The organism is Blastococcus sp. VKM Ac-2987 (genome assembly GCF_026967805.1).
Classification (GTDB): Bacteria; Actinomycetota; Actinomycetes; order Mycobacteriales; family Geodermatophilaceae; genus Blastococcus.
Genome location: NZ_JAPVBG010000001.1, coordinates 524,235 through 537,419 on the forward strand (window position 1 = coordinate 524,235; position 13,185 = coordinate 537,419).

The following is a 13,185-nucleotide window of genomic DNA, read 5'->3' on the forward strand; positions in this document are numbered from 1 at the left end:
GACGTCAGTGCGCGGCGTCGTAGGCCTGAACGACCGAAGCTGTAACTCGACCTCGGTCGGACACCTCGTGCCCGTTAGCTCGGGCCCACTCGCGGATCGCCGTGGTGTCCATCCGCTTGCCACTCGCGGATCGCTGCGGCGCCCTCCCCACGTCACGCCGTCGTGACGAGGAGACCTTGCGGGCCACGTCGACGTATCGCTTCAGCGATGCGCGCATCTCAGCGGAGTTCTCGCCAGACAGGTCGATCTCGTAGGACTGACCGTCCAAGCCGAAGCTCAGCGTCTCCCCGCGTCCCTCGTCCAGTACCTCACCGCTCAGATCGTCCTCGAGGACGATCCGGGTCCTGCGCGCCACAGAGATGCCTTTCGTCGTAGTTCCAGTTGGCGGGCTTTCACCGCTCTCGCCATCCGTTCACAGATCCGCGAGACAGATCCCCCGGCTTGTCCAAGCACGAACCAGCGTTTCAGCCCTTACAGCTGGCTCGTCCTCTTCACTCCGCTGGTCAGACGATCGAGGCGGGTGTACCGCTGCCCGAGAGTCCAAGCCCAGTTCCTTCCGGCTGCGGTTACAGTGTCGTTCTTGATGACCTCGGGCAACACCGTGGTAGCTGGGTCATGCGGAGGGGTGAGCAGCAAGACTCCATAGGTGTCGCCTGCCACTCGGCTGCCGTTCGCCAACAGCAGGTCGATGAGATCCCCGAGTCGCTGCTCGCCCTTAGCCCGGCGGGCGTTCGCTTCAGCTGCTGTGAATAGCACCGACGGCAGATGCTCCAGAATTCGCGGCACGAGCGGCTGTATCGCACCTTCGGCGTAAAAGCCAAAGTGCGTCAGACCCTCGCGAAAGACGCGATCAGGCTGACAGACGTAGGCGCCTGTCACTTGGTACTCCGGCCACGCCCTCCGAGCTGCCACGATGACCGTGTCATCGTTGGTAAGCAGCCCCTCGGCTTCGTACAAGGCGACAAGCTCCATGAGTAGGAACCGCGTCTGCTCACCAACGAGCCGTGAGGGGTCAGAGATGATGGCACGGATGGCCTCGGCCAGTTGTAGGAAACCAAGCCAGAGCACCCGTCCCCGCACCGACTCATCGACGCCATCGAGGTTGTCGAACCAGCCCGGGCAAACCGGGTCTGGTGTCAGAACGAACAGCCAAGCCTCTGGAGCTCCCTCGAGCTGCTCGGCATGCTTGCGCACTTGGGTCCGGTCATGGCCCTCCGCGCTGTAGCTACCCCTCACCGTCTTGGTTTCGAACCACCAGACGAAGCGTGAACTGATCCGCGCATCGGGGACTGAACCGCTCTGGACGACCTGGTTCTCGAAGGTGACGGTCGTCAGCTCCGTCCCCGCGTTCGTCGCCGCCTCGAGGACTTCCTGCACCAAGGCAAGATCTACGCGCTCGAACACCGCGAGAGTTGAACTGGTTACGCGGTTCTCACCGGTGCGGTAACTGGAAAACAACGGGTTCGGCACAGGAACACCGTGTCACCTAGTGCCGCCCGTGGCTACAGCGGTCCTACCGTGCCAGCATCGCCGTCCTATGGCTCCACAGCGGAGTTCTAGGCACTTCGACAGTACCGTCGTGACCATGTCGGCTCAGCCGCTGGCCTTCGCCGCGCTCAAGTCCGGCCTTGTCCCCTTGCAGGTGGCTCCACGCCTCGCCAGCTGGATGGCGGCTGACCACCCGGATCAGGCCAAGGTGGAGGAATTCTTGGCACACGCTGTGCATCTGGTCGGCGCGGACCTCGCTCAGCTACCTGACCCTCTGGCTCTGCGGTTGGACGTAGGCCTGCCCTCCAAGGTCGAACTGCTGAACGAGCACGACCTGGACAACTACCTGTTTCCCCTAGCGATGCGGTTGAGCTTGAGCAGCGGCCGTCAGTTCGCGACTGCCTGGGCAACCAAGGAGCGAGCGGAGACCTCGTTCATCGGCGTCGGGCAGGCGGTCAGGGTCGCTCCCGCTCCCCCATCAGGCGATTGGATCCGAGTTCGCACAACGGCATCAAGCGGCAGTAGCGCTTACAAGCAGCAGATCCACGACCAACTACAAGGCGTCGAAGCGCTACCCGCTGGTCCGGTGAGCCTGGAACTGAGCTTCACGGTGGGACCGACACGCAACTGGCTCAACCTGTGGAAGCCCACGATCGACGCCCTGGACAGCATCTTGGGCGCCAGCAAGCCGGGGCTCCAGTGGCACCCTCGCGATGGTCGGATAGTCGAGCTTGGCCTCCATCGACACGTTGACCCGACTTTGGGAAACGACGTCTCGATTGCCCTCTCAGCGACCCATCGTTGAGCGTCGCTGACCGGGAAATAGTCGACACCCGCCACCTGCCTTCGGCGGCTGGCTCACAACGCCGTTGAGTCCACGATGTCTCTTGCTGTCGCGCTCACCGGCTCGGGTTGTCCCTGCAGGTCGAACCTGAAGAGGGCCATGCGAGCCCGCTCCGCCCACTGCATCGCCGAAGTCGTGTAGCCGGCCAGGGAGAAGAACAGTGGCGTCCGGGTAGCTGCTTGGCAGACGCCGAAGTGCCGTTGTATGTCCGAGATCCCGGTGGGTGCTGTCTTAGCCTTGACCTGGGCGTAGGCCTCATCGCTGCTGACATCGACACCGCCATCTGCGCCGACGGGAGTGACTCTGACGTTGCTGTAGCCGAGGTACTCCATCCACTCAGCCGCTACAAGCTCCGCATCGCGGGCCGTCCTGACGAGCCGCCCCGCGGGCGCCGGCGCCTCACGGCGATGACGGCGATCCGCTGCCCGATCGCGCTCCCGACCGTAGAGCTGTACCTCTTTCCAGTCGGCCAAGCGCTCAGCTGCAGCATCCAGGGCGGCCTGGCGATAGTCCTGGTGGCTGAGGGGTCTTCCCAGTGGACCTTCCCCGTCGGGGAGCCTCTCCCTGCGCCCTCGTCGCCCCACCGGCTCGGCCCTCCCTCACGTGCTGGCTTGCGGGCAAGTATGCGTGACCGGCCCGTTCGACACGGTCACACAGCCTCGGCACCGGGAGAACTCCGTCGCGGTAAAGAGACAGCCGGGCCATCCGAATCACCTGTCGACGTTCGAGCCGGTCACTTCGCTCCCCACGCAGCAAGCAAACGGGCGCCGTCGCGGGCATCGTCTCGCTCTCGCTCTCGGTCCATGCAAAGAAGGCAGTCGCCGGCGTAATCGCCTGGCCGGTGACTGTGCCTCAAACGCGTCGGCGGCCAGCTCACCAGCTTGTCCCGGCACGAGCGAGTCGCCATTCGCCCGCTTTCAGACGTCGAGTCCATATCCAGTCTCCTAATCTTCGCTTCATCCATCCTCACCGTTCGTCATGCGCCAACTGCAGGCCCGGAGCGGAGCCCCTCGACATGGTCTACACCATTGGGACTCATAAGCAACATTGCCGACTCAATTTTGCTAGCTTTCCTTAACGTGACCAACGCAGAGATCAAGAGTCGTTTCGCCGCATTCATGCGCGAACAGCGAACCCGGCGCCATATGAGCAAGGCAGAGTTTGCTCGCCACCTGGGGGTGAGCCGGTCAGAGCTATCGCGCTACGAGGGTGAGCAGGTCATGCCGGGCTACCCGCGGTTCATTGACATATGCCAGCGGCTCAAGCTCGATCCCGGGCGACAGCTCATGCGGTTATCGCACCCAAAGACCTAAAGCACGAGACCCCCTCTCCGAAGAGAAGGGGTCCCAGTTCATCAATACCAGCTTCGCAAGCCACAGAAAGAGTATCAACAAATGAACAGTGAATCACTCCTTGGTTCCCACGGTCGGCGCATCGCCGAACGCATGGACGAACTAGATCGAGCTGGCCGAGCCGCGGTGGAAGACTTGCCTGACTGGCTGAGACGGCCGACTAGCAACTACCGGGGAACCCGCTGGAACGCGATTGCCTACGGCTACCAGCAGAAGGGGGTGCAGTTCTTCGACCTCCGCCGCTCCCCCTTACGGCAACTCGCCGACACGATCTGCGCAGACGACGTCCAACTCGTCAGAGTGGATAGACGGCGACCGCTCCGGACGATCTATGCCACGAGCCACTACTCGCTCTATCTGGCGATACTCGATCAAGAGACGCTTGAGGCACGCCTCATAGATCGAGGCATTGGGCCGTCCAATCGCCCGGCCATCGAGCGGGCACTCGCTGACTTCGACTTCCTCGGGGACCTCGTAGCGGCCGACGCGACCCTGGCCGTGCCTCACACCGTGGCGCTCTTTGAGGAGGCCTGGGAGCTGGGCTGCCTAGAGCAATTGCTCGGCGATGAGGTGGCTCAGCAGATCTACCTGGTCGGCGACGGAGGCGATCACTCGTGAGGCCCGCAGCCTCGACGCCGCTCCCCCATGATCGCGTCGCTGAGCGCGCCGTCGTTGGCGCATGCATCGCCAGCGCCGCAATGACAGCGGCCATTGCTGAAGGGGTCGCTCAGGACGACTTCTACGACTTGACGCTGGGACGCATGTTCGCCGCCTGCAAGAGCCTCGGCGACATCGAGCTCGCTCCCCGTCCGGACCTCATGGAGGTCGACCGCTTTCGCCAGTCGACCTACGTCCGAGTCGGTGCGGTCGCTGTGCTGACGGACACGTCCTTCATGGAGCTTGAGCAGCTGGCCCTCGATACACCCAGCACCACGCGAGTCCACCGGTGTGCGGAGCTAGTGGTCCGCTCGGCAGAGGAACGCCGGCGACTGCTCGAGCGACTCGGCCAGCTCCGACAGCTGCAGCGCGGCCCGGCCCTGGGTCGATTCGTCCAGAGAACCACACACAACACCACCGAACGCCCTGACACAGCAGGTCTGGAGGCATGACGGGGGCGGCGAACAGCACGGCGTGGGAGCGCGTCACGGGCCGGCTCACCAAGAAGGGCTCCGGTTACCTCTGCCCAGCCCACGATGACAGCAACCCGAGCCTTAGCGTGACGCCAGGCGACGGCAAAGTCCTGGTGAAGTGCCAAGCGGGCTGCACGTTCGAACAGATCACGACCGCGCTCGACCTCAGTCCTCAGGACTTCTTCGACACGCCACTACCGCGGCAGCAAGAGCGCCCCCAAGTCGTCGCGACCTACCCGTACACCGACGAGGCCGGCGAGCTGCTCTGCAGCGTCGCCCGCTTCCAGCCCGGCCTGAAGGGTGAGAAGAAGACCTTCCGTCCTGTCGGCCCCAACGGCGAGACCGGGAAAGGTGTCCTCGACGATGTCCGTCGAGTGCTGTACCGACTCCCGGAGGTCATGGAGGCTGCGGCCAGTGGGCGCACGATCTACGTCGTCGAGGGCGAGAAGGACGCTGACGCGTTGGTACGCGCCGGCGAGGTGGCCACCTGCAACATCGGTGGCGCTGGGAAGTGGCGCGCGGAGTACGTGCAGTTCCTCAGGGGCGCCCAGGTAGTCATCGTCGCGGACAGGGACGGCCCGGGACGCGAACATGCACGAGACATCGCGAAGAGCCTCGAGGGTGTAGCGAAGACGGTGCGCGTCGTCGAGGCAGCTCAGGGCAAGGATGCGGCGGACCACCTGGCTCAAGACGGCACACCAGCAACGTTCGTCGAGGTGGACCTAGAGGCCAGCGCGAGCGAGTCGATATCGGGACTCCCGCCACCGTCCGACTTCGAGCCCCCGGTCGATGGGTCGTCAGATGACGAACTTCCGGCCACGTCATGGCAGCGCGTCGACCTGACCGAAGCCCTCAAAGGGCAGGGCACCCCCCAACCAGTCATCTGTGATCGTGAGGACGGTCAGCACCTGTTCTATGCAGGCAAGGTCCACGACCTCAAGTCGGAACCCGAGGCTGGCAAGACCTGGTTTGCGCTGCATGCCGTCAAGGGTGAGCTGCGCAAAGGGAACCGAGTCCTCTACCTGGACCACGAGGACGAGCCCCTGTCCATCGTTGGCAAAGTCCAGGCCCTCGGTGTTGAGGATCAGGCCATCCTGGACCGGTTCATCTACATGCAACCGACAGAACCGTTGACCCCGGCCGCGGCCGCCGCACTCGCTGTGGAGATCAGCCGCCAGCCGGAGATCACCCTTGTAGTCATCGACGGTGTCACCGACGCCATGGGTTCGAGCGACCTAGACCCCGAGGCCAATAAGGACATCCGTGCCTGGATGACGGCCGTGCCCAAAGCCATAGCGAAATAGGGGCCAGCCGTCGTGCTCCTAGACCACGTCACCAAGAGCAAGGACACGCGTGGGCGCTATTCCATCGGAGGCCAGCACAAGCTGGCAGCCATCGACGGGGCTTCCTACGTGCTGGAAAACATCATGCCCTTCGGTCGAGGCATGAAGGGCATGTCCAAGATCTCTGTCGTCAAGGACAAGAACGGCTGGGTCCGAAAAGGTTCAGTCCTCGGCAAGGCCGTCGGCGAGTTGCTGGTGCATGCCAATGACGATGGATCGTACGTTCACGTCCGCATCGCGACTCCAGAGGGTCTGGACACACCAGGTGAGTTTTGGCCCACAACATTGATGCAGCGCATCAGCGACTGGATTGAAGGGCAGAAGCCCCGGATTCCCAACACCGGGGACATCCTCCGCAACGTTCAAGGCAACAACAAGGCCAAGTCCGAGGCCCTGAACATCCTCGCTAAAGAGGGCTATTTGCATCGTCAGCAGGATGGTGCCGCGGTCACTTTTGCCCTGCTCAAACCGTTCCCTGGAGGAAGGGAAAACCAATGACCTTTCCCATACCTTTCCCATCGAGTTATCCCCAGGCTTTCCCATACCTTTCCCACTTGCGACCAGGACTTTCCCAAGCATTCCCAAGCGTTCCCTCCTCCTTTCCCCAGACCTTTCCCTCGTTCCCCCCCGCCTATAGGCGGGGGAACGAGGAGAGAGGGGCTATCAGAGGATGACTGAGAAGGAGTTGAAGAAGCTGGCGAAGGCTTGGGTTCGGACCCAGGGATGCACCTGCAGAGTGGAGGTGCGCATCGAGTCATCACCTGATGGCTTGCTCCACGCAGCGAACTGTCACCACGATGACTGGTGCCGGCTCATCCGCTCACAAGAGGCAACGAATAACTGAGCCACGGACTCAGGACAGGAAGACCTGCAGCGTCACGCTCACCGCGGCCAGGAGCGCTGCGACCGCCGTCAAGAGTGCAGAGATCTTCTGCCATCGCAACGTGGTCCTCTGCTCCTGGAGGGTGTCGAGCTGAGCCTGTGCGACCAGGCCCTCCTTGACCTTGGAGATCCAGGTGTCGAAACGCTCACCGTTCCCCTGGTAGTTGAGGATGTACTCCGCGATGTCTGCGTTGGTGATCCCCTCGGGGACCGGGTCGCCTGAGAAGGGCTCACGTACCTGGCTCATGGCTATGACATCGGCAGTCTGTTCGGTCGATCGAACCATCCAGACGAGACAGGGCCACGGCCCGCGTCGAGCCGCTGTCGCTAAGCAACACCACTACCGACACCATGTGTGGTGTCTCGACCACGCAGGGGGGTGGGGTGAAACTCCAAAGCTTCTCGTTACGCCCCAGACCTGTGCCCTGTGTCTACTTTCTGTACAACCTTTGGCCGTTTTTTCCTACGCTTTTCGCTTTCCCAGCGTGTCTTTTTGTCCCAGCTCGCGCCCGACGCGCCGGCCAGTTGCACCGCCCTGGAGCAAGCGAAACAGCAAGAACCTGCAAGTCACAGGCCATGAGCCCTGCCTGGGTGGGGACACCCCGGAGAGCCCTGCCCGCCGACGGAGACCACAGGAGTGCGGAATATACGATGACAAAAGTCGCCGAAAAATCTCCGTGACGCACGTCGGGCCGGCTCCTGGTGCCGCACAGTTCAGGCGCTCAGCAGCGGTGGAGCCAGCTCTCCACCCCAGCTGTAGCTCCACAGAACCGGATCGATGTCCCTGATGCCCGCAGCAAGGACGTCCAGGCACCGTAGGACCTTGGCCTCGTCCAAGTGTGCGACATAGCTCCAGAAGCCGTCATCCTCGCTGAAGCGAAGCCGCTCGTCGGCAGTCCGTAGCTGACCGCGCTGGTGCGTCAGGATGTTCCGGAGCTCAAAGATCTCGTGCACCGCCAGCGGCCGGGCCTCGATCCCCAGGAGCCTGCAGGCCTCCCGCACCTTGCGGAACTGAGGGAACGAACCGTCCAGTGATCGGGGATGCCCGTGGGCGTTGCAGACCTCGGCGTACGCCTTGATCACGTAGACCTCGTATGCGGTCACTGCATCACGCACCACCGCGGCCAGGGTCATCCAGTGCCAGTCCCCCGGCGACATGCCGATGTGGTCCTCGAAGATGTCGATCGGATCCGGGCTGTCCTCATGGCCAGGTGATTCCAGGATGGCCCGCCACTCAGCTTGGAACCGCTCCTCCATCCACCGGAGGGTCAGATGCAGGTAAGCCCGCTGGTCGCGGCTTGTCAGCTGCCACTCGTCATAAGCCCGGGTGACGTGTCCACAGCCGTCCGCCCGTGCATACCACCCCAGCTCGTGGGCCTCCTCCAAGGTCAGGGGTCGCCACGGTCCCTCCTCGTCCATGGTCCGAGGGTGACACGGCACTGCGGATACGGTGACGCGCCCTCCGACCGACGCGCCGTCCGGGGCGGTAGGGGGAGGGAGGGTCGAAAGTCCAGAGCCCTCGAACCCGCGAGACGTCCCTAGGCGCGCCGCGTTTTCGGCATTTCCGAAGCGCGTTTTGGGCCGTTCTTTTTTTCTGAGGGGTTTGATATGCCCCCTGACCAGCGACGATGCTCAGACAGGCCTCCGAATGCCGAAGCCTCACCCACGGCCCTGGTGGCTGGCTCCCGCGAGCTGTCGCCACGAAGCGCCCTCCCCATGGGCGACATGCCGCCATGCCATCACCGTCCATGTAGCGAGTTCCAGTTCAACTTCTGCAACAGCAACATCTCTGCACCCCCGGCGACCTTCCCCGGGGTGTACCGCGATGCATCTAAAGCCTTCCGTAGCCGGTCAGAAGCAACCCAATAGTCAGCGATCGCCAGGACGTACCCAGAGAGGTTGGACTCCTTGGTTCCGCCTGGCTCCCTGACCTGGACGCCGCCTGGTTCGTACGGGAGGTCATCCATCACGAAGAAGATGGTCGCTCCGTTCACCTCCGCCAGCGCAGCGCTCACCGCAGGTTCGTACGCGTGCAGAATCGGCTCGATCTTCCGGTACTCGTCGCTGTGCCACTTAAGCCGGTCCTGGATGACCTGTCTGACGTTCACCTGGGGAGGAGTCAGAAGGTCCCCGAATCCGATCCGCGAGCAGACGTCGCGCAGGTAGTCCACCGTCACCGGCTTGCTGTGCAACTGGTCGGCCAGGAACTCGAGGTCGTCCACCATTTTCGGAGCATTCATCGCGATGTTGCAGAGAGAGAACCAGGTCGCCTCGTAGAAGGATCGCAACGCTGCAGCTCTAGGCCTGACGACGACAAGCCAGTTGAAGATGTACGCCGCAAGATACGAGAAGCCCAGTCCTCCGGCAGCAATCCCGACCTCATGCCCCCACGGGACGACCTCTCCTACGTCCGAGAAGGCGCTGACCACGCCGACCCCGATACCCGCCGCAACGAGAAGCGCTTCGGGGGCGTGATCCTTGATCCAGGCCTTCACCGGGGGAGAGTACCTGCCCGCCTGCAGCTCCTGCCTACAGCGGTAGCCCACCGAGCATTCCTGCGGATCGCATTATTTCGCCTACGGAAATGCCATAATGGGTACGCATGCAAGACACCTCCCCCACCTGCCCCGCTTGCTTTAGGCCCGTCCCTGTAAATACAGGAAGGGGCCGTCCTCGCGTCTTCTGCAACGCCACCTGCCGTAACGCTCGCAGGAGCCTTGTCGATAAGGAGACGGGCAAGAGGCGGATGGAAACTCCCGACGAGATGCGGCAGCGCCACGATGCGCACGTCGCTCTGAACCGACGGATCAGCCGCGCGTTGGGGTCGGCGCAATGACCTGCGCCTCAGCGGAATCGCCGCCCACTCGTAACCACCATGCTGGCCAAGCCTCGATCGGTAGGACTGCCTGGGGCGGCCACCGTGATCGCCGCCCCAGGCTCGCTGACGCCGACCACCCGCACAAGGAGAACCATATGGCAGGAAAGCCAGAACCAATAAGGGTTGAGGGATTGCGGGAGCTTCGCTCGACGCTAAAGAACTCTAACAAGGAACTGAAGAAGGACTTCGATAAGTCGCTTCGACTGATAGGTGTCGAGACAGCACTGGACGCACGACGGCGTGCGTCCAGTGAGGGGGGCGCTCTCGCGAAAGGTGCGTCGTCCATCGTCGGCGGTGTGGACTTCCGAGGCGCGTTTGTGCGCTTCGGTGGCCCGAAAGCCCCGTTCATGGCAGGTGCTGAGTTCGGCGGTGGAGCCCACGGCAAGGGCAATCCAACTGCCCGCGGCGGCTACACCACGCAGTTTCGTCCCTGGACCGGGAACAACGACGACGCCGGTTACGCCATTTGGCCGACCATCCGTCATCGCCAAGACGGCCCGAACCGGGAACTCACCGAAGCGCAGATCAACCAGTTCATCCACCGCAACAACCTCGGCTAATCAGCCGACTTCACACGACAACGAGGGTTTCATGACCACTACCAAGACTAAGACCGCAGGCACCAAGCCGCCGAAGAAGACGACTGGCGGACGTGTAACGCCGAAGAAGGTGAAGGTCGATCCGACCAAAGAGCTTGTCATTGACACTCGCGAACTCAATCGCCGGGAGATGGCTGAGATCGAGCGACTAGCCGGCAAGCCAGTCAAGGAGCTGACGTTTGACGACGGAACGCCAACTCAAGAGCTGGACACGATCATCACCTACATCCGTTTGCGGGAGCATCACCCCGACATCACCCTCGACGAAGTGTGGGACCTGCCCATCACGAAGGAGATCAAAGTGCGTGGTGCTGAGGTCCCTACCAAGGCCGCCAGTTCCCCGAGCTAGCGGCCCTCGTTCACTTTTACGGCGTAGGTCCAGCGGACCTGTTGGACCTACCCATGACGATCTACAACGAACTGATCATTTACTTCAACGACTACACCACTGAGCAGAAGAAGCTCGCGGAGAAGCGATAAACCCAATGGCTGCTAAGCCAATCAAGATCACCATCCTCGCCGACGACCAGACATCCAAGTCGTTCAAATCCGCTGAAGAGAATGCCGGCAGGTTCAGCGGCACCATGGAGAAGGCCTCAACTGTCAGCACCAAAGCACTCGGCGCCATCGGTGCCGGTGCTGGCATTGCGGCAAGCGCCATGGCGGGCTTTGCAAAGGCGTTAGACGTCGGTGCTGCGACCGACAAGATGACAGCACAGCTCGGTCTAACGGCTGAGGAGTCAGGCCGCTACGGGAAGATCGCTGGTGACCTATATACCCAGGCATACGGCGACTCCATGGACGAAGTGAACTCAGCAATTGGTGCTGTCCGCACTTCCATCGAAGGCATGGCGACTGCTACGTCGAGCGATTTGCAAGAAGCGAGTGTGAATGCCATCAACCTCGCGAAGATCTTCGACATGGACGTGAGCGAGTCGGCGAGCGCAGCTGGCAACATCATCCGCACCGGCCTTGCAGACAATGCAACTGAAGCCTTCGATTTGATGACGGTCGGCCTGCAGAAAGTGCCCGCGGCAATGCGTGGCGATCTGCTTGAGGCGACTAATGAATACGGCACTTACCTAGATTCACTTGGCCTCACTGGCCAGGAGTCCTTCGGTCTTTTGGTCGAGGGCGCCAAAGGCGGAGCCATCCAACTCGACAAGACCGGTGACGCACTAAAAGAGTTCACCATCCGCTCAACGGACATGAGCACCGGCAGTGTTGCTGCCTATGAAGCTCTTGGCCTCAATGCCCAAGAGATGAGCAACAAGATCCTCGCCGGTGGTGAGACTGCACGAGGCGGCTTTGATCAGATCGTTGAGGGCCTTGTGAATATCAAGGACCCAACAGAACAAGCCAACACGGCCATTGCACTCTTCGGCACGCCACTTGAAGACATCGGCACAAACAAGATTCCTGCGTTCCTTGAGAGTCTCGACAACGCCGAGACCGCGCTTGATGATGTGAGCGGTGCTGCAAAGGAAGCTGGTGACGCATTTAACGAGAACGCGAAGACCAAGATCGAGGAGTGGAAACGCAAATTGGAGACCAGCGTCGTGAACTTTATTGGCGGCCATGTCATTCCCAAAATCGAAAGCATGACCCAGTCGCTGCGGGAGAACGAGCCCGTGTGGGACGCAGTCAAGATCGTCGCCGTTGGAGCATTGGGTGTTCTCGGTCTGGCGATGACTGTCACTGCCGCCCAGGTTGTCATCGGTTGGGCTGCCATGGGGATTGCCAGCATGGTCAATGCCGTGAAGATGGCCGGCGCCTGGATCGTGGCCATGGGGCCGATCGGCTGGGCGATTGCTGCGATAGCCGGAATCGCCATCGTCGTCTACAAAAATTGGGACACGATTGTCGAGAAGACCGGTCAAGCTTGGGGCTGGGTCAGTGACAAGATTTCCGGGTTTATCGAGCACTTCAAGACCTTGCCGGTCAAGATTGCCTTCATCGCTCTTACCCTGTGGGACGGCATCAAAGATTCCTTCAGGTCGGCGCTCAACTGGGTCATCGACAAGTGGAATGGGTTCAGCCTGACCGCCAAGGTTCCTGACAATACGATCACGTCAGCATTGGGTATTGCCGGAAAGGGCTTCGCGTTCGAGACTCCCAACATTCCTCGCTTCGCTTCTGGTGGTGTTGCTCCGGGTGGCGTGCCGATCATCGTCGGCGAGAGAGGGCCGGAACTCGTAACCCTCGGTGAGACGTCGCGTGTGTACAACGCACACGACACCGCGAGTCTTGCAGGTGGGTCGAACCGTCCCGTAGAGATCCACAACGCGTTCAACATCACGGGCCCAGATCCGCAGGCAATCGCTCGGCAGATCGAGGATGCGCTTGAGGAGAGTTTCGAAGAGAGCCTGCGCCTACTAACCATGGGCGCTCGGTAGGAGACTGATGGCGACGACTCGGATCAACGTCGCCTCGGTCAAGCAGATCGTCGGTAGCTATCTAGTAGGTCGCGTGGCGACATCCGTTCGAAGAGCCATATCTGGCGCAGAATGATGTCTAGGAGGCTCTGCCATCGCTGTTGGATTCGACCGCAGGTTCTGAGAGAACGAACCCCGCAGCGGGGCTTAGACGGCGTTGCCGGGGATCGACAGCTCGTGGCCGCGGCTGAGTGGCGGCCGCCGGGCTGCCGCTCCAGGCTGGCCCCAGACCTT

The 13,185-nt window shown here is 62.0% G+C and carries 15 protein-coding genes; 9 read left to right on the top strand and 6 right to left on the bottom strand.

The window, feature by feature from the left end; all coding sequences use genetic code 11:
- Positions 1-4: 4 nt before the first annotated feature.
- Positions 5-355: a histone-like nucleoid-structuring protein Lsr2 gene (locus O2W17_RS02545; RefSeq protein ID WP_269190821.1), complete on the bottom strand. Its 351-nt coding sequence runs from the start codon at positions 353-355 to the stop codon at positions 5-7.
- A gap of 116 nt (positions 356-471) precedes the next feature.
- Positions 472-1,470 (bottom strand): hypothetical protein, encoded by a 999-nt coding sequence (locus O2W17_RS02550; RefSeq protein WP_269190822.1) that lies wholly within the window; start codon positions 1,468-1,470, stop codon positions 472-474.
- Positions 1,471-1,579: 109 nt separating this feature from the next.
- Here O2W17_RS02550 and O2W17_RS02555 point away from each other — a divergent pair, with 109 nt between their 5' ends.
- The gene (locus tag O2W17_RS02555; RefSeq protein WP_269190823.1) at positions 1,580-2,293 is read left to right on the top strand and encodes a hypothetical protein; all 714 of its coding nucleotides are present in this window, start codon (positions 1,580-1,582) and stop codon (positions 2,291-2,293) included.
- Positions 2,294-2,346: 53 nt separating this feature from the next.
- Here the strand turns inward: O2W17_RS02555 and O2W17_RS02560 are convergent, their stop codons facing one another.
- Positions 2,347-2,805, bottom strand: coding sequence for a restriction endonuclease (locus tag O2W17_RS02560; protein WP_269190824.1), 459 nt, complete (start codon positions 2,803-2,805; stop codon positions 2,347-2,349).
- A 606-nt stretch (positions 2,806-3,411) separates the two neighbouring features.
- On the opposite strand from O2W17_RS02560, the gene O2W17_RS22245 reads away from it, so the two are divergent.
- The 5 genes from O2W17_RS22245 to O2W17_RS02580 all read left to right on the top strand — a co-directional run bounded on the left by O2W17_RS22245 (position 3,412) and on the right by O2W17_RS02580 (position 6,655).
- Positions 3,412-3,645 (top strand): helix-turn-helix domain-containing protein, encoded by a 234-nt coding sequence (locus O2W17_RS22245; RefSeq protein WP_442864494.1) that lies wholly within the window; start codon positions 3,412-3,414, stop codon positions 3,643-3,645.
- A gap of 174 nt (positions 3,646-3,819) precedes the next feature.
- Positions 3,820-4,302, top strand: coding sequence for a hypothetical protein (locus O2W17_RS02565; RefSeq protein ID WP_269190825.1), 483 nt, complete (start codon positions 3,820-3,822; stop codon positions 4,300-4,302).
- Positions 4,299-4,793: a DnaB-like helicase N-terminal domain-containing protein gene (locus tag O2W17_RS02570; protein ID WP_269190826.1), complete on the top strand. Its 495-nt coding sequence runs from the start codon at positions 4,299-4,301 to the stop codon at positions 4,791-4,793. The genes O2W17_RS02565 and O2W17_RS02570 overlap by 4 nt, the downstream gene beginning before the upstream one ends.
- Positions 4,790-6,118 (top strand): toprim domain-containing protein, encoded by a 1,329-nt coding sequence (locus O2W17_RS02575; protein WP_269190827.1) that lies wholly within the window; start codon positions 4,790-4,792, stop codon positions 6,116-6,118. The genes O2W17_RS02570 and O2W17_RS02575 overlap by 4 nt, the downstream gene beginning before the upstream one ends.
- Before the next feature lie 12 nt (positions 6,119-6,130).
- On the top strand, positions 6,131-6,655 hold the full coding sequence (locus O2W17_RS02580; RefSeq protein WP_269190828.1) for a hypothetical protein: 525 nt from the start codon (positions 6,131-6,133) through the stop codon (positions 6,653-6,655).
- 355 nt (positions 6,656-7,010) lie between these two features.
- On the opposite strand, the gene O2W17_RS02585 is transcribed toward O2W17_RS02580, so the two are convergent.
- The 3 genes from O2W17_RS02585 to O2W17_RS02595 form a co-directional block, all read right to left on the bottom strand.
- Positions 7,011-7,286: a hypothetical protein gene (locus tag O2W17_RS02585; RefSeq protein WP_269190829.1), complete on the bottom strand. Its 276-nt coding sequence runs from the start codon at positions 7,284-7,286 to the stop codon at positions 7,011-7,013.
- 467 nt (positions 7,287-7,753) lie between these two features.
- The gene (locus tag O2W17_RS02590; RefSeq protein WP_269190830.1) at positions 7,754-8,458 is read right to left on the bottom strand and encodes a hypothetical protein; all 705 of its coding nucleotides are present in this window, start codon (positions 8,456-8,458) and stop codon (positions 7,754-7,756) included.
- A gap of 320 nt (positions 8,459-8,778) precedes the next feature.
- Entirely contained in the window at positions 8,779-9,534 is a 756-nt protein-coding gene (locus O2W17_RS02595; protein ID WP_269190831.1) for a hypothetical protein, read from the bottom strand.
- A 478-nt stretch (positions 9,535-10,012) separates the two neighbouring features.
- Between O2W17_RS02595 and O2W17_RS02600 the strand changes: the two genes are divergently transcribed.
- From O2W17_RS02600 to O2W17_RS02610, 3 genes are all read left to right on the top strand, one after another.
- Positions 10,013-10,477 carry a hypothetical protein gene (locus O2W17_RS02600; RefSeq protein ID WP_269190832.1) on the top strand — a complete coding sequence of 155 codons (465 nt, stop codon included), beginning with the start codon at positions 10,013-10,015 and terminating at the stop codon, positions 10,475-10,477.
- A gap of 31 nt (positions 10,478-10,508) precedes the next feature.
- Positions 10,509-10,865 (top strand): hypothetical protein, encoded by a 357-nt coding sequence (locus O2W17_RS02605; RefSeq protein WP_269190833.1) that lies wholly within the window; start codon positions 10,509-10,511, stop codon positions 10,863-10,865.
- A gap of 136 nt (positions 10,866-11,001) precedes the next feature.
- Positions 11,002-12,912 (top strand): phage tail tape measure protein, encoded by a 1,911-nt coding sequence (locus tag O2W17_RS02610; protein WP_269190834.1) that lies wholly within the window; start codon positions 11,002-11,004, stop codon positions 12,910-12,912.
- Positions 12,913-13,185: the final 273 nt, after the last annotated feature.

Bases quoted from the DNA above. Each gene is read 5' to 3' on its own strand.
- O2W17_RS02585 (WP_269190829.1), bottom strand. From the start codon at position 7,286: ATGAGCCAGGTACGTGAGCCCTTCTCAGGCGACCCGGTCCCCGAGGGG.
- O2W17_RS02600 (WP_269190832.1), top strand. From the start codon at position 10,013: ATGGCAGGAAAGCCAGAACCAATAAGGGTTGAGGGATTGCGGGAGCTT.
- O2W17_RS02590 (WP_269190830.1), bottom strand. From the start codon at position 8,458: ATGGACGAGGAGGGACCGTGGCGACCCCTGACCTTGGAGGAGGCCCAC.
- O2W17_RS02605 (WP_269190833.1), top strand. From the start codon at position 10,509: ATGACCACTACCAAGACTAAGACCGCAGGCACCAAGCCGCCGAAGAAG.
- O2W17_RS02610 (WP_269190834.1), top strand. From the start codon at position 11,002: ATGGCTGCTAAGCCAATCAAGATCACCATCCTCGCCGACGACCAGACA.
- O2W17_RS02575 (WP_269190827.1), top strand. From the start codon at position 4,790: ATGACGGGGGCGGCGAACAGCACGGCGTGGGAGCGCGTCACGGGCCGG.